This window comes from Sphingomonas sp. 22176 (assembly GCF_052045505.1).
GTDB lineage: Bacteria > Pseudomonadota > Alphaproteobacteria > Sphingomonadales > Sphingomonadaceae > Sphingomonas.
Map to the genome: position 1 here is coordinate 393,387 of NZ_JBQEPL010000001.1, position 15,899 is coordinate 409,285.

17 protein-coding genes are annotated in these 15,899 nt (G+C 67.6%); 7 read left to right on the forward strand and 10 right to left on the reverse strand.

Going from position 1 to position 15,899, the window contains the following annotated elements; translation table 11 throughout:
• Positions 1 to 4: 4 nt before the first annotated feature.
• Both ACTJKY_RS01800 and ACTJKY_RS01805 read left to right on the forward strand, forming a co-directional pair.
• Positions 5 to 1,330 carry a dihydrolipoamide acetyltransferase family protein gene (locus ACTJKY_RS01800; RefSeq protein ID WP_440843788.1) on the forward strand — a complete coding sequence of 442 codons (1,326 nt, stop codon included), beginning with the start codon at positions 5 to 7 and terminating at the stop codon, positions 1,328 to 1,330.
• A 2-nt stretch (positions 1,331 to 1,332) separates the two neighbouring features.
• On the forward strand, positions 1,333 to 1,662 hold the full coding sequence (locus ACTJKY_RS01805; RefSeq protein ID WP_440843789.1) for a YciI-like protein: 330 nt from the start codon (positions 1,333 to 1,335) through the stop codon (positions 1,660 to 1,662).
• On the opposite strand, the gene ACTJKY_RS01810 is transcribed toward ACTJKY_RS01805, so the two are convergent.
• The gene (locus tag ACTJKY_RS01810; protein ID WP_440843790.1) at positions 1,633 to 2,580 is read right to left on the reverse strand and encodes a hypothetical protein; all 948 of its coding nucleotides are present in this window, start codon (positions 2,578 to 2,580) and stop codon (positions 1,633 to 1,635) included. The two genes, ACTJKY_RS01805 and ACTJKY_RS01810, sit on opposite strands and share 30 nt — an antisense overlap.
• Before the next feature lie 127 nt (positions 2,581 to 2,707).
• Between ACTJKY_RS01810 and rarD the strand changes: the two genes are divergently transcribed.
• Positions 2,708 to 3,601: an EamA family transporter RarD gene (rarD, locus tag ACTJKY_RS01815; RefSeq protein ID WP_440843791.1), complete on the forward strand. Its 894-nt coding sequence runs from the start codon at positions 2,708 to 2,710 to the stop codon at positions 3,599 to 3,601.
• A gap of 154 nt (positions 3,602 to 3,755) precedes the next feature.
• On the opposite strand, the gene ACTJKY_RS01820 is transcribed toward rarD, so the two are convergent.
• The 4 genes from ACTJKY_RS01820 to ACTJKY_RS01835 all read right to left on the reverse strand — a co-directional run bounded on the left by ACTJKY_RS01820 (position 3,756) and on the right by ACTJKY_RS01835 (position 7,845).
• Positions 3,756 to 4,973, reverse strand: coding sequence for an argininosuccinate synthase (locus ACTJKY_RS01820; protein ID WP_093296086.1), 1,218 nt, complete (start codon positions 4,971 to 4,973; stop codon positions 3,756 to 3,758).
• 99 nt (positions 4,974 to 5,072) lie between these two features.
• Complete coding sequence (locus ACTJKY_RS01825) at positions 5,073 to 6,299, reverse strand: class I SAM-dependent methyltransferase (protein ID WP_440843792.1); 1,227 nt, start codon at positions 6,297 to 6,299, stop codon at positions 5,073 to 5,075.
• Positions 6,300 to 6,394: 95 nt separating this feature from the next.
• Entirely contained in the window at positions 6,395 to 7,126 is a 732-nt protein-coding gene (locus ACTJKY_RS01830; protein WP_440843794.1) for a molybdopterin-dependent oxidoreductase, read from the reverse strand.
• Positions 7,123 to 7,845, reverse strand: a complete 723-nt coding sequence (locus ACTJKY_RS01835; protein WP_440843796.1) for a cytochrome b/b6 domain-containing protein — start codon at positions 7,843 to 7,845, stop codon at positions 7,123 to 7,125. The genes ACTJKY_RS01830 and ACTJKY_RS01835 overlap by 4 nt, the downstream gene beginning before the upstream one ends.
• Positions 7,846 to 7,937: 92 nt before the next feature.
• On the opposite strand from ACTJKY_RS01835, the gene ACTJKY_RS01840 reads away from it, so the two are divergent.
• Positions 7,938 to 8,558: a flavin reductase family protein gene (locus tag ACTJKY_RS01840; RefSeq protein ID WP_440843797.1), complete on the forward strand. Its 621-nt coding sequence runs from the start codon at positions 7,938 to 7,940 to the stop codon at positions 8,556 to 8,558.
• Here the strand turns inward: ACTJKY_RS01840 and ACTJKY_RS01845 are convergent.
• Together ACTJKY_RS01845 and rlmN are read right to left on the reverse strand one after the other, a co-directional pair.
• Positions 8,536 to 8,946 (reverse strand): lysozyme inhibitor LprI family protein, encoded by a 411-nt coding sequence (locus tag ACTJKY_RS01845; RefSeq protein ID WP_440843798.1) that lies wholly within the window; start codon positions 8,944 to 8,946, stop codon positions 8,536 to 8,538. The two genes, ACTJKY_RS01840 and ACTJKY_RS01845, sit on opposite strands and share 23 nt — an antisense overlap.
• A gap of 32 nt (positions 8,947 to 8,978) precedes the next feature.
• Positions 8,979 to 10,163, reverse strand: a complete 1,185-nt coding sequence (gene rlmN, locus ACTJKY_RS01850; RefSeq protein WP_440845203.1) for a 23S rRNA (adenine(2503)-C(2))-methyltransferase RlmN — start codon at positions 10,161 to 10,163, stop codon at positions 8,979 to 8,981.
• Positions 10,164 to 10,374: 211 nt separating this feature from the next.
• Here rlmN and ACTJKY_RS01855 point away from each other — a divergent pair, with 211 nt between their 5' ends.
• Positions 10,375 to 10,836, forward strand: a complete 462-nt coding sequence (locus tag ACTJKY_RS01855; protein ID WP_313536554.1) for a DUF4168 domain-containing protein — start codon at positions 10,375 to 10,377, stop codon at positions 10,834 to 10,836.
• Between the two features lie 134 nt (positions 10,837 to 10,970).
• Positions 10,971 to 12,056: a Ca2+-dependent phosphoinositide-specific phospholipase C gene (locus tag ACTJKY_RS01860; protein WP_440843800.1), complete on the forward strand. Its 1,086-nt coding sequence runs from the start codon at positions 10,971 to 10,973 to the stop codon at positions 12,054 to 12,056.
• 4 nt (positions 12,057 to 12,060) lie between these two features.
• On the opposite strand, the gene ACTJKY_RS01865 is transcribed toward ACTJKY_RS01860, so the two are convergent.
• The 3 genes from ACTJKY_RS01865 to ACTJKY_RS01875 are packed head-to-tail and all read right to left on the reverse strand — an operon-like array spanning position 12,061 to position 15,358.
• On the reverse strand, positions 12,061 to 13,344 hold the full coding sequence (locus ACTJKY_RS01865; RefSeq protein WP_440843801.1) for a mechanosensitive ion channel family protein: 1,284 nt from the start codon (positions 13,342 to 13,344) through the stop codon (positions 12,061 to 12,063).
• Positions 13,341 to 14,531, reverse strand: coding sequence for a cystathionine beta-lyase (gene metC / locus ACTJKY_RS01870; RefSeq protein ID WP_440843802.1), 1,191 nt, complete (start codon positions 14,529 to 14,531; stop codon positions 13,341 to 13,343). Before metC ends, ACTJKY_RS01865 begins: the two co-directional genes overlap by 4 nt.
• A complete protein-coding gene (locus ACTJKY_RS01875) occupies positions 14,528 to 15,358 on the reverse strand; it encodes a sulfurtransferase (protein WP_440843803.1) in 831 nt (276 codons plus the stop codon). Before ACTJKY_RS01875 ends, metC begins: the two co-directional genes overlap by 4 nt.
• Before the next feature lie 54 nt (positions 15,359 to 15,412).
• Here ACTJKY_RS01875 and queF point away from each other — a divergent pair, with 54 nt between their 5' ends.
• Positions 15,413 to 15,859, forward strand: a complete 447-nt coding sequence (gene queF / locus ACTJKY_RS01880) for a preQ(1) synthase (protein ID WP_440843804.1) — start codon at positions 15,413 to 15,415, stop codon at positions 15,857 to 15,859.
• Positions 15,860 to 15,899 lie beyond the last annotated feature (40 nt).

Below are 15,899 nucleotides of genomic sequence, written 5' to 3' on the forward strand. Positions count from 1 at the left end.
GCCCATGGCTCGTTTTACCTTTCGTCTGCCGGACATCGGCGAAGGCATTGCCGAGGCCGAGATCGTCGCCTGGCATGTGAAGATCGGCGACCGCGTCGAGGAAGACCAGCAGGTCGCCGACATGATGACCGACAAGGCCACGGTGGAGATGGAATCGCCCGTCTTCGGCGTGGTGGTCGAGCTCGCCGGTGAGGTGGGCGACCAGGTGCCGATCGGCTCGGCGCTGATGGTGATCGAGGTTGAGGGTGAGGGTGAGGCTGCGGCCGAGGCGGAGACCACCGTCGAGGAGCAGGTCGAGGCCGAGAATCCTGGGGTCGAGGAAGCTGTGAGCGCTGAAGCCAGCGCTCCCCTCCCGCCTGCGGGAGGGGCCGGGGGTGGGCCCTCGCTCTCCACCAGCGATGCTCCTGTGGATGCCGGGGGCCCACCCCCCAGCCCCCTCCCGCACGCGGGAGGGGGAGCGCAGGAAATCAAGGTCCTCGCCTCCCCCGCCGTGCGCGCCCGCGCCGCCGACCTCGGCATCGACCTCGCGCAGGTGAAGCCGGCCGAGGGCGACCGCCTCCGCCACGCCGATCTCGACGCGTTCCTCCGCTATGGCAGCGCACAGGGCTATCACGCGCCGCACGCCAGCCGCGCCCGCGAGGACCAGCCGGTGAAGGTGATCGGCATGCGCCGCCGCATCGCCGAGAACATGGCCGCGTCGAAGCGCGCCATCCCGCACTTCACCTATGTCGACGAGATCGACGTCACCGCGCTGGAAGCGATGCGCGCCGACCTCAACGACAATCGCGGCCAGCGCCCCAAGCTGACCCTGCTGCCGTTGCTGATCGTAGCACTCTGCCGCACCCTGCCCGACTTCCCGATGCTCAACGCCCGCTATGACGACGAAGCCGGGGTGGTCATGCGCCATGGCCGCGTCCATCTCGGCATGGCGACGCAGACCGATGCCGGGCTAATGGTACCGGTGATCCGCGACGCGCAGGACAAGAATGTCTGGCAGCTGGCGAGCGAGATCACCCGCCTCGCCGACGCTGCGCGCACCGGCAAGGCCAAGTCGGAAGAGCTGAGCGGCTCCACCCTCACCGTCACCTCGCTCGGCCCGCTCGGCGGCATCGCGACGACGCCGGTGATCAACCGGCCCGAAGTGGCGATCATCGGCCCGAACAAGATCGTCGAACGCCCGGTCTTCCACGGCGACGAGATCGTCCGCGCCAAGCTGATGAACCTGTCGATCAGCTGCGACCACCGCGTCGTCGACGGCTGGGACGCGGCGAGCTTCATCCAGGCGGTCAAGAAGCTGCTCGAGACGCCGGTCCTGCTGTTCGCCGACTGAGCATGGCGCACGTCCTGCTCCGCTACACCCTGGCGCCCGATTATCTGGCGCGCCGGGGTGCGCTCCGGGAGACGCATCTGGCGCTTGCCTGGGCGGCGGCGGATGCCGGCACGTTGATCCTCGGCGGGGCGGTGGGCGATCCGCCGGAGAGCGCGCTGCTGCTGTTCGCCGATGCGGAGGCCGCGCGCAGCTTTGCCGCGCGGGATCCTTATGTGACGAACGGTCTCGTCACGTACTGGGACGTGGTCCCCTGGGCCACGGTGGTGGGGGCGGAAGCGGCGACGCCGATCCGCCCCGCCGGGTCACTGCGAGACGAAGACCGACTGGCTTAGCGCGTCGCGCACGGCCTCGCGGCCTTCCAGCATCCGGTCCCGCTCGCTGCGATTCAGCTGCTCGGCATCGGCCGCGAGCTGCTGGCGCGTCGCCTGGAGCTTGCGGAATGCCGCCTCGTCGGCAGGCGCGCGGAAACCGAACAGGCCGCCCAGATTGTACCAGCCGCGCCGGGCGAGCAGCTGGCAGAGCTGTTGCGTGGCGTCGAGCATCGCCAGCCGGTTCGCCTGGCGCGGATCCTCGCCGTCCGCACCCGCCATCATGGTGATGCCGTGCTTGGCCGATTCCGGCAGCCGCGCATCGCCGATCGCCTGGCGCAGCGCCCGCCGCTCGGCTGCCTGCGCCGTGCCGGCCTTTTCGGTCTCGCTGCGCAGCGCCGCGAACGCCGCGCAATGGTCGATCGCGCGCGGGTCCTGCGTCAGCAGATAGGGACTGTTGAGCGCCGCCGCACCGAGCCGGGCAAGCCCCTCGCCATAGCGCTGCTGCGCCGCCGTCTCTGCCGCCGCCACCGCCGCGAAGCGGCGCGAGATCGGCCCGCGCCCAGCCGCGTCGCCGGGAAAGCGGAGCGTGCCGTCCGCGGTAGGCTCGACATCGGCGAAGCTGCTCGCATCGACCCGCGCGCGGCTCTGGAACTGGCCGTTGGTGACCAGGCCGGCGACCGCACCGGTCGCGAGCAGCACGACCGCCGAGCCGGCACGCCAGCCGAGGCTCGCCCCGCGCAGCACGGCCAGCAACACCGCCAGCCACAGCACCACGCTCAGCGCGACGCCCGCACCGATCAGCACCGCCAGCGGTTGCGGCGGCAGCAGCAACGGCACCGCGATGGCGGCAATCACCAGCAACGCGACAGCGGCCAGGGTGGCGAGCAGCGGCAGCGAAACGGGCGCGGCGCCGCGCGCTTCTTCTTCGTCTTCGATCATGGTTCCCCCCACAGGATGGGCGCGACCTTAGCAGCGCGGCCAAAACCCTCAAGCGCCCATGCTTTTCATGGCAGTCCCCAAATTTCGCTAGGTTGCGCTGCATCGCAGCAAGGGGCATCGACGGACCATGACGCAATCCCAGAGCGCGGACCGCGCCGGCCTTCTTCTCGGAATCAACGCCTATGCGATGTGGGGGGTGCTGCCGCTGTACCTGCACCTGCTCCAGCCGGTTCCCGCGCTGCAGGTGCTGTCGCACCGGGTGCTGTGGTCGTTGCTGTTGCTCGCGGTGATCGTGATCGCGTTGCGCAAGGTGAAAGGCATCGCGGCGGCGGCGCGGGGGCGCACGCTGCTGCTCCTGCTCGGCAGCGCGGCGCTGATCGGGATCAACTGGCTGGTCTATATCTGGGCGGTCCAGAACGCGCATGTGCTCGATGCGAGCCTGGGCTATTTCATCAACCCGCTGGTCAATGTCGCGCTGGGCATGCTGGTCCTCGGCGAGCGGCTGCGGCGCTGGCAGGGCGTGGCGATCGGGCTGGCGGCGCTGGGGGTCCTGCTGCTGACGCTGCACGGCGGCGGCGCGCTGTGGATCCCGCTCGCGCTGGCGCTGAGCTTCGGCGGCTATGGCCTGCTCCGCAAGGTTGCGGCGATCGATGCGCTGGGCGGCCTGGCGGTGGAGACGCTGCTGCTCGGCCCGGCCGCGCTGGCGGTGCTGCTCTGGGCGGACCACACCGGCACGGCCGCGTTCGGCAGTTCGACGCGGATCGACCTGCTGCTGGTCGCGGCGGGCGCCGTCACCGCGACGCCGCTGCTGCTGTTCGCCGCCGCGGCCAAGAGGCTGCCTTATGCGACCATGGGGCTGCTCCAGTACATCGCACCGACGCTGCAGTTCCTGGAGGCGGTGTGGCTGTTCGGCGAGCCGGTGCTGCCGGTGCACCTCGCCACCTTCGCGCTGATCTGGTCCGGCTGCGCGCTCTATGCCTGGGACAGCCTGCGCGCCTATCGGGCGGCGGTGCGCGCCTGAGCGTCTCCTCCCTCGGGCGCAGCCCGGGGAGTGGTGGAGGGGGCTGCTCGCACCTACAAAAAAAGGACGCCGCATCGCGCGGCGCCCCTTCACCACGCCGCTGGCACGGCGCGGTCCCCCCCCGCTGCGCCGGGGGAGGAAACGGCGGTAGCGTTTACCCCTCGCGGCGGCCGAGCAGGCGCAGGCGGAGTGCGTTGAGCTTGATGAAGCCAGCCGCGTCGCGCTGGTCGTACGCGCCCTGGTCGTCCTCGAACGTCACGACCTTCTCGCTGTACAGCGAGTAGGGCGACTTGCGGCCGGTGACGATCACGCTGCCCTTGTACAGCTTGAGCCGCACGGTGCCGGTGACCTTCTCCTGGCTATAGTCGACCGCGGCCTGCAGCATCTCGCGCTCGGGCGAGAACCAGAAGCCGTTGTAGATCAGCTCGGCATAGCGCGGCGCCAGTTCGTCCTTCAAGTGCGCGGCACCGCGATCGAGCGTGATCTGCTCGATGCCGCGATGGGCGAGGTGATAGATGGTGCCGCCCGGCGTCTCGTACATGCCGCGCGACTTCATGCCGACGAAGCGGTTTTCGACCAGATCGAGCCGGCCGATGCCGTGCTTGCGGCCGAGCTCGTTGAGCGCGGTGAGCAGCGTCGCCGGCGACATCGCCTGGCCGTTGAGCGCCACGCCGTCGCCGCGCTCGAAATCGATCGTGATCGTCTCGGGCGTGTCGGGCGCGTCTTCCGGGTTCACGGTGCGCGAATAGACGTAATCGGGCACTTCCTCCCACGGATCCTCGAGCACCTTGCCCTCGGACGAGGTGTGGAGAAGGTTCGCGTCGGTCGAGAAGGGCGATTCGCCGCGCTTGTCCTTGGTCACCGGGATCTGGTGCGATTCCGCGAACTCGATCAGCTTGGTGCGGCTGGTCAGGTCCCATTCGCGCCACGGTGCGATCACCTTGATGTCCGGGTTCAGCGCGTAATAGCCGAGCTCGAAGCGGACCTGGTCGTTGCCCTTGCCGGTGGCGCCGTGGCTCACCGCATCGGCGCCGACCATCTTGGCGATCTCGATCTGGCGCTTGGCGATCAGCGGGCGCGCGATCGAGGTGCCGAGCAGGTATAGCCCCTCGTAGAGCGCGTTGGCGCGCATCATCGGGAACACATAGTCCTTCACGAATTCCTCGCGCACGTCCTCGATGAAGATGTGCTCGGGCTTCACGCCGGCCATCTCGGCCTTCTTGCGGGCGGGCTCCAGCTCCTCGCCCTGGCCGAGATCGGCGGTGAAGGTGACGACCTCGCAGTTATAGGTCTGCTGCAGCCATTTCAGGATCACGCTCGTGTCCAGGCCGCCCGAATAGGCGAGGACGACGCGATTGATCTTATCCGACATGGGGCAGGGACTCCGGGGCAAAAAAGAGAAGGGAAACGCGGGGCCTCTAGGATCCCCGCGCCGTACGCGCAATATCCGCCTTGACCCCGGCTGGACGGCTCAGCCCTGGCGCAGCTTCGCTTCGGCTTCGGCCATATAGTCGCGGGTGAGCGGCAGGGCGGTGCGCGAGCGCGAGAATTGCAACTGGTAGTTGACCAGCCCGCCATTCATGAAGCTGACGTACGATCCCGCCAGATAATAGGTCCACATGCGGAAGAAGCGCTCATCATAGAGCTCGACGATCGCGTCATGCGCGGCGACGGTGCGATCGTACCAGGCCTTGAGCGTGTGGCCGTAATGCATGCGCAGCACTTCCACATCGGTGAGGAAGTAGCGCAGCCCTTCATAGCCCTGTGCGATCTCCGACAGTGCGGGGATGTAGCCGCCGGGGAAGATGTACTTGAGCGTGAACGCATCGGTATAGCCCGGCTCGCCTGCGCGGCCGATGGTGTGGAGCAGCATCACGCCTTCCGGCGTCATCAGCTCGCGGCACTTGGTGAAGAAGGTGCGGTATTGCGGCGTGCCGACATGCTCGAACATGCCGACCGAGACGATCCGGTCGAACTGCCCGGTGAGCGCGCGATAGTCGATCAGCTCGAACTTCACCTTGTCCGCCACGCCGGCGGCTTCGGCGCGCTCGCGGGCGATCTTCAGCTGCTCTTCGGACAGCGTGATGCCCAGCACCTCGGCGCCGGTCTTGGCGTGGATGTAGAGCGCCATGCCGCCCCAGCCACAGCCGATATCGAGCACGCGCATGCCCGGCTGGATCGCCAGCTTGGCGACGATATGCGCCTTCTTGTCGGCCTGGGCCTGTTCCAGGCTGTTGGCCGGATCGGTGTAATAGGCGCAGCTATATTGCCGGTCTGCGTCGAGGAAGAGATCGTAGAGCCGCGCCGAAAGGTCGTAATGGTGCGCGACGTTCTGCTTCGACTTGCGCGCCATGTTGTAGCGGCCGAGCAGGTGCGCGACCTTGCCCGCGGCGAGGCTGAGCTTGGAAGGGTTGAGCGCCGTGTCGCTCTGTTCCCAGGCGTTGTTGGCGGTCACCAGATTGAGCAGTTCGAGAATGTCGCCCTGCTCGAGGTTCAGGCTGCCGTCCATATAGGTTTCGGCGGCGCCCAGTGCGGGATCGCGGACGATGCGGCCCTCGGCGCCCTTGGACAGCCGGATCGTGACGGGCTTGAGGGCGGGATCGGGGCTGCCGAAGGTGCGGGTGCTGCCATCGGGTCGGATCAAGGTGAGTTCGCCGCGCTTCACGGCGCGGTCGAAGAAGCGGTCAATCAGGGCCATGTCGCTCCACTAGGCAGAGATTGTGTCGGGAATACGCGTATTACGTTTCGACGCGCGGCAAACAACCTATCTGCCAGTAGGTTTCGGGATATGGTTCAAATTCCCGCATACCATTGATAGCCGCTCATATCCTCCCAGGTGCCGCCCTTGCCCTTGCCGATCCCGGCGAGAGAGGCGACCGCCTCGATCCCCACGAGATATTTGGCCTGCTTGTAGCCGAGCTGCCGCTCCACCCGCAGCCGCAGCGGCGCGCCGTGGCCGACATCGAGCCGTTTGTCGTTGAGCGCCCAGGCGAGAATTGTCTGGGGATGGAAGGCATCGATCAGGTCGATCGATTCATAATAGCCGCTGTCGCCGTACCGGTCGGCGCAGTGGAACACGATGTAGCGCGCCTGCGAACTGAGCCCCGCGGCGTTCAGGATGGTCGCAAGCTGCGTCCCCTGCCATTTGCCGATCGCGCTCCAGCCCTCGACGCAGTCATGCCGGGTGATCTGGGCGCGCTGCGGCATGTGCTGGAGCTGGTCCAGTGTGAGCTGCATTGGCTTTGCTACCATGCCGCCCACCTTGAGCCGCCAGTCGGCGAAGCCGGTGCCGGCCCAGATGTTATATTCGGGCGTGTTCGGATTGTAGGTGCCGTTCACCCGGAAGATCGGGCTGCGCTGCTCGGGCCGGAATTCGGTGGCGAGCGATCCGCGACCGATCGAGCGCTGGAGGAAGCGGTGCGCCTCCTCGGCGCTGGCCAGCACCGGGCTGTCGGTGAACTGGTCACAGCCGGTGAGCAGCCCGGCGGCACCGCCGACCAGCAAATTGCGGCGGGTGAGGATCATGGCTGCTTCTCCGCGGGCACGCGCCACCAGCCGGTGATCATCGAGCGCAGTTCGTTGATCGGCCCGGCGAGCAGCACCAGGGTCAAATGGACGAGCAGGAAGACGAGGATCGCCCCCATCGCGAGGAAGTGTACTGACCGCGCCGACTGCCGCCCGCCGAATAATGCGGTCAGCCACGGCCAGGCCGCATCCATGCCGGGCGACAGCGCGAGGCCGGAGAGTATCACCCCCGGCAACAGCACGAACAGCGTGCCGACATAGGCGAGCTTCTGGAAGATGTTGTAGGCGCGCGGGTCCTTGGGATCATGGAAGCGCAAGGCGAGATGGTCCTTGAAGTCCTTCCACAAATGCCCCGGCCCCAGCTCGCGCGCGCGGATGCGCAGGTCGCGCAGGATATGGCCGGTTGCCAGGCTCCACAGCAGGTAGACGAGCAGCCCGAAGGCAAGCACCAGCGCGAAGAAGAAGTGCCAGTGCCGCGCCCCGGCGAGGCTGTAATAGGACGGGATCGTCACCCAGCCGGGGAAGCGCGGCAGCTCTAGCCAGGCATGGTCGAAATTCGCGCCATATTGCCCCCAATAGAGCCGGGGATGCGCGTTGAAGATCATCAGCCCGCTGCCGACCATGATCAGCAGCGCGATCGCGTTGATCCAGTGCCACAGCCGGGTGACCAGCCGGTGGCGGTAGATCAGCTGCGTCCTTTCTGGTGGACCTTCGGCCATGTGCGCTTCCTCCTCTGGACCCGGCCAGTGTAGGAGATTCGCAGCAGCAGCGGAATCGGTTTCACCGCGGCCACAAAAAACCCGGAGCGCGCATGCCCACCGACTTCCATTTCTACGAACCTGCCTCGGGCCATGGCCTTGCGCACGACCCGCTCAACGCGATCGTCGGCCCGCGCCCGATCGGCTGGGTGAGCACCGTCTCGGCCAGCGGCGTGCGCAATCTCGCGCCCTACAGCTTCTTCAACCTTTTCAACTATCGCCCGCCGATCCTCGGCTTCGCCTCCACCGCGTGGAAGGACAGCGTCGCCAATATCGCCGAGACCAAGGAATTCGTCTGGAACCTCGCGACGCGCCCGCTCGCCGAAGTGATGAACGCGACCTCGGCGCCCGTCGACCCGGAGGTCGACGAGTTCGCCCATGCCGGCATCGAAGCGCTCCCCTCGCGCACCGTGCGACCGGATCGCGTCGCGGGCAGCCCGGCGCAGTTCGAATGCCGGCTGACCCAGCTGATCCGCCTGGAAAACAAGGAGGGCGCGGCGGTCGATACCTGGCTGGTACTGGGCGAGGCGACCGGCATCCATATCGATCGCGCGATGCTGGAGGACGGCGTCTACCAGACCGCGCGCGCCCGCCCGATCCTGCGCGGCGGCGGGCCGGCCGATTATTTCGAGATCGGCGAGGACGCGCTGTTCAGGATGTTCCGCCCGGGCTGACGCCCGGCTCAGGCAGGATCGGCGGGGTCGAATCCGGATAGGTCAGCCAGGTCTTCCACAGCTGGTGGACGCGCGCTTGGGTCAGCTCGATGCGGCAATTGAGCAGCGCGGCATTACGGATCGTGCCGCCCTGCCAATGCGCATAGACCGCGTCGCACTCGCCCTTGCGCCAGGCGATCCAGCGGCCCTGCGCTTCGTCGAACGCCTTGACCACCGTCACCCCGTCGCTCGCGGCGCGCTTGCGGGCGGCGACGAGATAGGTGTTCATCTCCACCTCGGCGGCGTTGCTGGCGCGCGCGAGACACAGGTTCATGTCCACCGTGGTCTTCGCATCGGCGCAGGGGTCGGCGGGGGCGGCAAGCGCGAGGGCGAGCAGAAGCAGCGACATGGCCGCACCCTACTCGCAGAATCGTGCAGGGCTCAACCGAGTGCGGCGAACTTCTCTTCGGCTTCGCGGTCGAGCTGCGCGCGGCTCTTCTTCTCGGACGCCGTCTTCAGCTGGCCGCACGCCGCGTCGATGTCGCGCCCGCGCGGGGTGCGCACCGGCGCCGAGATGCCGCCCTCGAACACGATGTTCGAGAAGGAACGGATCCGCTCCGGCGTCGAGCATTCGTACGGCGCGCCCGGCCAGGGGTTGAACGGGATCAGGTTCACCTTGGCGGGCAGCTTGTACTTGCGCAGCAGACGGACCAGCTCGTGCGCATCGGCGTCGCTGTCGTTCTTGTCCTTCAGCATCACATATTCGAAGGTGATGCGGCGGGCATTGTTGGCGCCCGGATAATCGGCACAGGCCTGGAGCAGCTCCTCGATGCCGTACTTCTTGTTGAGCGGCACGATCTCGTCGCGCACGTCCTTGGTGACCGCGTGGAGCGACACCGCCAGATTGACGCCGATCTCCTCGCCGGCGCGCGCCATGATCGGCACCACGCCCGAGGTGGAGAGGGTGATGCGGCGCTTGGACAGCGCGAGGCCGTCGCCGTCCATCACGATCTGGAGGCCGGCCTTCACTTCGTCGAAATTGTACAGCGGCTCGCCCATGCCCATCATCACGATGTTGGTGAGCAGGCGGCCTTCGGGCTGGCTCGGCCATTCGCCGAGCGAATCGCGCGCGAGCATCACCTGGCCGACGATCTCGCCGGCGGTAAGGTTGCGCACCAGCCGCATCGTGCCGGTGTGGCAGAAGCGGCAGTTGAGCGTGCAGCCCACCTGGCTCGATACGCACAGGGTTCCCCGATCCGCGTCGGGGATGAACACCATCTCGTAGTCCTGCCCGTCGGGCGAGCGGAGCAGCCACTTGCGCGTGCCGTCGTTCGAGACCTGCGCCTCGACCACCTCCGGGCGGCCGATCACGAAGCGCTCGGTCAGCCACGGGTGCTGGGCCTTGGCGATGTCGGTCATCGCCGAGAACTCGGTGGCGCCGCGATTGTAGATCCAGTGCCACAGCTGCTTGGCGCGCAGCTTGGCCTGCTTGGGCTCCAGACCTGCGGCGGCCAGCGCCTCGCGGATACCGTCGCGGGAGAGACCGATCAGGTCGGTACGCCCGTCTTCGCGCGCGGCGAGGGCACGCGGCACGGGCACGGGATCGATGTGCCCGGGGATGGGCATGGGGGCGGCCGACACTGTCTGCATCCGCCGCATATAGGCGAAAATCCCCGGCTTTTCCAGCGGCGTGATTCCGGCCGCGCCCGTCCTAACCTGGGTCATGCCGTCCCGCCACGGCCACAGCCCATCGTGAATCGGGTGTGAAGCGGAAAACCTTTCCCCACTGTTACGTTACACCCATGCAAAACAGTTTCATTGTTGCGAGGAGTTGAGAATGAAGACGATCTTTTCGAGCCTGGCAATCGCCGGCACGCTGATGGCGTCGACCGCCTTCGCCCAGACCACGACCCCGGCCCAGACGACCCCGGCCGACGCCGCGCCGGCACAGACCACGCCGGCTACGCCCGACCAGGGCACCACGGGTGCAGGCACCGCCGCCACGGCAACCGCCGGCGCGTCGACCTTCACCGATACCGAGGTCCAGCAGTATGCCAAGGCGGCGCTCGCGGTGAACAAGATCAACGCGGACACCAGCATCCCGACCGCGGAAAAGAACCCCAAGTTCGTCGCCGCGATCACGTCGTCGGGCCTGCAGCCGCAGCGCTTCAACGAGATCAGCCAGGCGATGGCCTCGGACACCGCGCTCAACCAGCGCATCCAGGCGGCCGCAGCCCAGGCGCAGACCAGCGGCCAGTCGGCCCAGGCGACCGCACCGGCCAGCCCAACCGGCAACTAATCGGTTAGCTCCCCTAATGCGGCGGCGGTCCCCAGCGGACCGCCGCCGTTTTTGTATGTGCCACTGTCATCGATCCGGAACGAAAGCCCGCCAAAGGCACCGCCTTGGGTTCGCTTCGCAAAGGACAGGACGGAATGCGCAAAGGGATGATGGTCGCTGCGGCGGCGCTGCTGATGGCGATGGCACCGGGCGGCACCACGCCGGATGCCGACAAGAGCCTGGATTCGCTGCGGCTCGACCAGGTGCGCGTGCTCGGCTCGCACAACAGCTACCGCCCCTATCCGCTGCCCGAGGTGGAGGCGCGCATCCGCAAGCTGCTGCCGACTTATTGGGAGGGCCTCGCTTATGGCCACCCGCCGCTCGAGAGCCAGCTCGCACTCGGTTTGCGCCAGCTCGAGATCGACGTCGCGCCCGATCCTCAGGGCGGCGCCTATGCCGCGCCCTATGCGAACGGTCCCGATGAGATAAAGGCCGAGATGGCCGCGCCCGGCGCCAAGACGATCCACATCCCCGGCATCGACTGGCAGTCGCATTGCCGCGTCTTCCGCGCGTGCATGGCGCTATTCCGCCGCTGGTCGGATGCGCATCCGGGCCATCTGCCGGTGATAATCCTGGTCAATGCCAGCGACGTGCGCCCCATCCCCGGCGTGCGCACCACCGATATCGGCTTCGACGCCGCCACGCTCGACGCGCTGGACGCCGACATCGCCGCGACGATCGGTCGTGAGCGGGTGATCACGCCCGACGACGTCCGCGGCACCCTCCCCACGCTGCGCGACGCGGTGACCACGCATCGCTGGCCGACCATCGGCGCCTCGCGCGGCAAGTTCCTGTTCGTGCTCGATACCTCCGAAGCCAATGAAGAGCGCTACCGCACCGGCCATGCCAGCCTGAAGGGCCGGATGATGTTCGGCTGGTATCCGGAGGATGCGCCCGAAGCGTCGTTCTTCAACACCCAGAGCCCGACCGAAGACCCCGCCACGATCACCCGCCGCGTCAAGGCCGGCTTCATGGTCCGCACCCGCGCTGATGCCGAGACGCTGGAGGCACGCAACCATGACCGCCGCCGGCTCGACGCCGCGATCGCCTCGGGCGCGCAGCTGATCAGCACCGATTATTATGAAGGCGTGCCCGATCCGCGCGGGCTCAACTGGGTAGTGTCGCTGGGGAAGAGCACGGTGATCTGCAACAGCGTGACGGCAGCCTGCCCGAAGCGCTGAGATGTCAGCGGCGGTCCGGTTCCGGGCCGCCGCGCAACAGCACATCCCGACGCGGTGCCGGCACGGTGATGCCGTGCTCGCCGAACAGCTTCCACAGCCGGTTGAGCACGTCGCTCCGCACATTGCCGACGCCGCTCTCGGGATCGCTGATCCACACCAGGATCTCGTGCGCCGCGCCGTTCTCGCCCAGCGCGGTCAGCCAGACATTGGGCGGCGGCGTGTCGAGCACGCGCGGGCTTTCGGTCGCGGCGCGCAGCATCAGGTCCTGCGCCAGTTCCAGGTCGCAGCCATAGGCTACCGTCACCGCGATCCGCACGCGCACGTTGCGATCGGTGTAGGACCAGTTCTCGACTTCCTGGGTCATCAGATTCTCGTTCGGAATCAGATGCTCCTTGCCGTCCCGCGTGATCACCGAGACCGCGCGCACGCCGATCTTGTTCACCCAGCCGAAACTGTCCCCCACCACGATCACGTCGCCCGGCTTGATCGAGCGGTCCATCAGCAGGATGATCCCGGCGATCAGGTTGCCGACCGTCTTCTGCATGCCGAAGCCGATCGCCAGGCCGAACGCGCCCGAGAACACCGCGAAGGTCGTCAGGTCGATCCCCAGCAGGTCGATGCCGACGAAGAAGGCGGCGGTGACGATGGCGATGCTCGCCAGCTTCTGCCCAAGCAGCTGCTGGGTGGGATCGAGGCCCTTGGCCCGCCCGATCCACTGGCCGAGCAGCCGGTTGGCGATCCGCACCAGCGCGTAGATGATCGTGACGGTGACCAGGAAGGTGAGCAGCGACAGGAGCGACAGCCGCCGCGTGCCGATGTCGAAACCCACGCGCGCGAGCAGCGCCTCGATCACCCCGAGCCCGCCCATCGTCTTGCTGAGCAGCGAGGTGAAGGCGATCGCACCCATTGGCCAGGTGGCGAGCCGCGGCAGCCCCAGCCCGCGCAGTACCTCGACCACCGCCAGCGCCATCGCCAGCCCCGATGCGATGCCGAGCAGCAGCGTCGCCGGCGGATGCCAGGCATAGCCGCTCGCAACCGGCGACAGCAGCAGCGCCACGGTGAAGTAGCGGGTGATCCGACACAGCCGCGCCTGGATGCCGTTGATATGCTCGCCGGCGATGCGGTGCCACAGCCCGGCAACATACGCGCCGATGCGCCGGCCGACCAGCACGCCGATCGCCACCGCCAGCATGGCGAGGCCCAGCGCCACCGCCAGCTCGCCCAGCTCGGCCGGCGAGGGCATGCGCATCCCCATGCCGGCGAACCGGTCGAGCAGTTCGCGGATCATCCGCGCGCGGCGGCGAAGCGGGCGAGCCCTGCCTCGAGATCGGCGATCAGGTCGTCGGTGTCTTCCAGCCCGACATAGAGCCGGATCATCGGCCCTTCGGCTTCCCAGGGCGACGTGGTGCGGATGCGCTGCGGATCGGCCGGAATGGCGAGGCTTTCATAGCCGCCCCAGCTGAAGCCGATGCCGAAATGCCGAAGACCGTCGATCAGCGCGGTGCGCGCGGCATCGTCGCCGCCGTTCAGCACGAAGGAGAACAGGCCGGCGGACCCGCGGAAATCGCGCACGAACACGTCGTGGCCGGGGCAATCGGGCAATGCCGGGTGGAGCACCCGCGCCACTTCGGGCCGCGTCTTCAGCCACTGCGCGATCTTGAGCCCGCTCGCGCCCGACTGGCGCAGCCGCACCTCCATCGTCCGCAACCCGCGCGAGGCGAGATAGGCATCGTCCGGGCTGGCGCAGAGGCCGAGCTGATAGGTGGTCGCGCGAAGCTTCTCATAGTGGCCTGGCGCGGCGGTGACCGATCCCATCATCACGTCCGAATGGCCGACGACATATTTGGAGCAGGACAGGATCGTATAGTCGATGCCCTTCTCGATCGCCGGGAAGTAGAGCGGCCCCGCCCAGGTATTGTCGAGCAGCGTCACGATCCCGCGCGCCTTGGCGACTGCGACGATCGCCGGCACGTCCTGCACCTCGAAGGTGAGGCTGCCGGGGCTTTCCAGCAGGATCACCTTGGTCCGCTCGGTGCACAGCGCGGCGATGCCCGCGCCGATCAGCGGGTCGTAATAGGTGGCGGTGACGCCCAGCCGCTTGAGCATCGTGTTGCCGAAGCCGCGCGTCGGCTCGTAGCTGCTGTCGGGCAACAACACCTCGTCGCCGGGCGACAGCACCGCGAGCAGCGCGGTGGTGATCGCCGACACGCCCGAGGGATAGAGAAGCGTAGCTTGCGCGCCGGGCTCGAGCTCGGTCAGCGCGTCGGCGAGCGACCACTGGGTCGGCGTGCCGCGGCGACCATAATAGAGCTTGTGGTGCGTGTCGGCGCTGCCGCGCTCGCGCATTTCGGCGATATTGTCGTAGAGGATCGTCGAGGCGCGCCACACCGGCGGGTTGACGATGCCCTGCGTCCATTCGGGCCGACGACCGGCATGGACGACCTTGGTCGCATCCTTGTCGTGATCTTCGCTCATGCGCCAACCACCTTCGCGGTATCGGGCTGCGCGCCCCATTCGGTCCAGCTGCCGTCGTACAGCGCGATCTCGTGCCCCAGCAGGTGCGCCGCGAAGACGATCACCGAGGCGGTGATGCCCGAGCCACAGGTGGCGACCAGCGGCCGGGTGAGGTCCAGCCCGGCGGCATCGAACACCGCCTGGATGCCTTGCGTCGCCTTCCAGTGGCCGTCGCTCTCAAAGAAGCGGCCATAGGGGATGTTCTTGGCCCCCGGCATATGCCCTGCGCCGCATTCGGGGCGCGGGTCGGGCTCCTCGCCGGTAAAGCGCGCCGCCGAACGCGCGTCGACGATCTGCTCGGCCGTCGTGCGCATGTCGTCGAGCGTCCGCAGCTGCGCGACAGGCGCGCCCGCCGTGAACTCCGTCGCGGCAGCGAGTTGCGGCCCGGTCTGCACCGGCCGCCCCTCGGCGCGCCAATGGCCCATGTTCCCGTCGAGGATTGCGGCATGCACCCCGAACATCCGCAGCACCCACCAGGCACGGCAGGCGGTGTGGTGCGGGCTGTTGTCGTAGAGGACGATGCGGGTGGTCCCCATCACTCCCAGCTGCGCCATGCGTTCCTCGAACACGCTCCGCTTGGGCAGCATCGAAGGCAGCGGGTTCTCGGCATCGACCAGCGTGTCGAGATCGAGCAGCCGCGCCCCGGGGATATGCCCCGCCTCGAATTCGGCGCGCGGATCCTGCTTGGCCGCGCCCGGAATGGTCGAGGTGTAGGTCGCGTCGAGGACCAGCAGGTCGGGGGCGCCGAGCATGCCGGCCAGCGCATCGGTGGTGATCAATCCGTCCATGCGGGTAGGTCCTAGCCCTATGGAAACCGCACGGCAAACGCCTACATGGCGGCCATGGACGCCAAGCATCTCGGTAAGCAATCCGCCCTGCCCGCCACGCCGGAGGAAGCGGAACTCGACTATGTACCCAATCCGCGTGCGGGCACGCGCTATCTGGTGCGCTTCGCCGCGCCCGAATTCACCTCGCTCTGCCCGATCACCGGCGCGCCCGATTTCGCGCATCTGGTGATCGACTATGTGCCGGGCGAGAAGATCGTCGAATCCAAGTCGCTCAAGCTGTTCCTGGGCAGCTTCCGCAACCACGGCGCGTTCCACGAGGATTGCACCGTCGGCATCGGCGAGCGGCTGTTCCGCGAGATGCAGCCGCTCTGGCTGCGAATCGGTGGCTATTGGTACCCGCGCGGTGGTATTCCGATCGACGTGTTCTGGCAGTCGGGCAAGCCACCGGAGGACGTTTGGGTCCCCGATCAGGGCGTTCCCGGATATCGCGGCCGCGGCTGAACGGCAGATTTACAGCACGGTTCATCAGGTATAGAGTTGT

What these genes read in the sequence shown, in the direction of transcription:
- ACTJKY_RS01800 (WP_440843788.1), top strand. Translation starts at nt 5, where the DNA reads ATGGCTCGTTTTACCTTTCGTCTGCCGGACATCGGCGAAGGCATTGCC.
- ACTJKY_RS01805 (WP_440843789.1), top strand. Translation starts at nt 1,333, where the DNA reads ATGGCGCACGTCCTGCTCCGCTACACCCTGGCGCCCGATTATCTGGCG.
- ACTJKY_RS01810 (WP_440843790.1), bottom strand. Translation starts at nt 2,580, where the DNA reads ATGATCGAAGACGAAGAAGAAGCGCGCGGCGCCGCGCCCGTTTCGCTG.
- rarD (WP_440843791.1), top strand. Translation starts at nt 2,708, where the DNA reads ATGACGCAATCCCAGAGCGCGGACCGCGCCGGCCTTCTTCTCGGAATC.
- ACTJKY_RS01820 (WP_093296086.1), bottom strand. Translation starts at nt 4,973, where the DNA reads ATGTCGGATAAGATCAATCGCGTCGTCCTCGCCTATTCGGGCGGCCTG.
- ACTJKY_RS01825 (WP_440843792.1), bottom strand. Translation starts at nt 6,299, where the DNA reads ATGGCCCTGATTGACCGCTTCTTCGACCGCGCCGTGAAGCGCGGCGAA.
- ACTJKY_RS01830 (WP_440843794.1), bottom strand. Translation starts at nt 7,126, where the DNA reads ATGATCCTCACCCGCCGCAATTTGCTGGTCGGCGGTGCCGCCGGGCTG.
- ACTJKY_RS01835 (WP_440843796.1), bottom strand. Translation starts at nt 7,845, where the DNA reads ATGGCCGAAGGTCCACCAGAAAGGACGCAGCTGATCTACCGCCACCGG.
- ACTJKY_RS01840 (WP_440843797.1), top strand. Translation starts at nt 7,938, where the DNA reads ATGCCCACCGACTTCCATTTCTACGAACCTGCCTCGGGCCATGGCCTT.
- ACTJKY_RS01845 (WP_440843798.1), bottom strand. Translation starts at nt 8,946, where the DNA reads ATGTCGCTGCTTCTGCTCGCCCTCGCGCTTGCCGCCCCCGCCGACCCC.
- rlmN (WP_440845203.1), bottom strand. Translation starts at nt 10,163, where the DNA reads ATGCCCATCCCCGGGCACATCGATCCCGTGCCCGTGCCGCGTGCCCTC.
- ACTJKY_RS01855 (WP_313536554.1), top strand. Translation starts at nt 10,375, where the DNA reads ATGAAGACGATCTTTTCGAGCCTGGCAATCGCCGGCACGCTGATGGCG.
- ACTJKY_RS01860 (WP_440843800.1), top strand. Translation starts at nt 10,971, where the DNA reads ATGCGCAAAGGGATGATGGTCGCTGCGGCGGCGCTGCTGATGGCGATG.
- ACTJKY_RS01865 (WP_440843801.1), bottom strand. Translation starts at nt 13,344, where the DNA reads ATGATCCGCGAACTGCTCGACCGGTTCGCCGGCATGGGGATGCGCATG.
- metC (WP_440843802.1), bottom strand. Translation starts at nt 14,531, where the DNA reads ATGAGCGAAGATCACGACAAGGATGCGACCAAGGTCGTCCATGCCGGT.
- ACTJKY_RS01875 (WP_440843803.1), bottom strand. Translation starts at nt 15,358, where the DNA reads ATGGACGGATTGATCACCACCGATGCGCTGGCCGGCATGCTCGGCGCC.
- queF (WP_440843804.1), top strand. Translation starts at nt 15,413, where the DNA reads ATGGACGCCAAGCATCTCGGTAAGCAATCCGCCCTGCCCGCCACGCCG.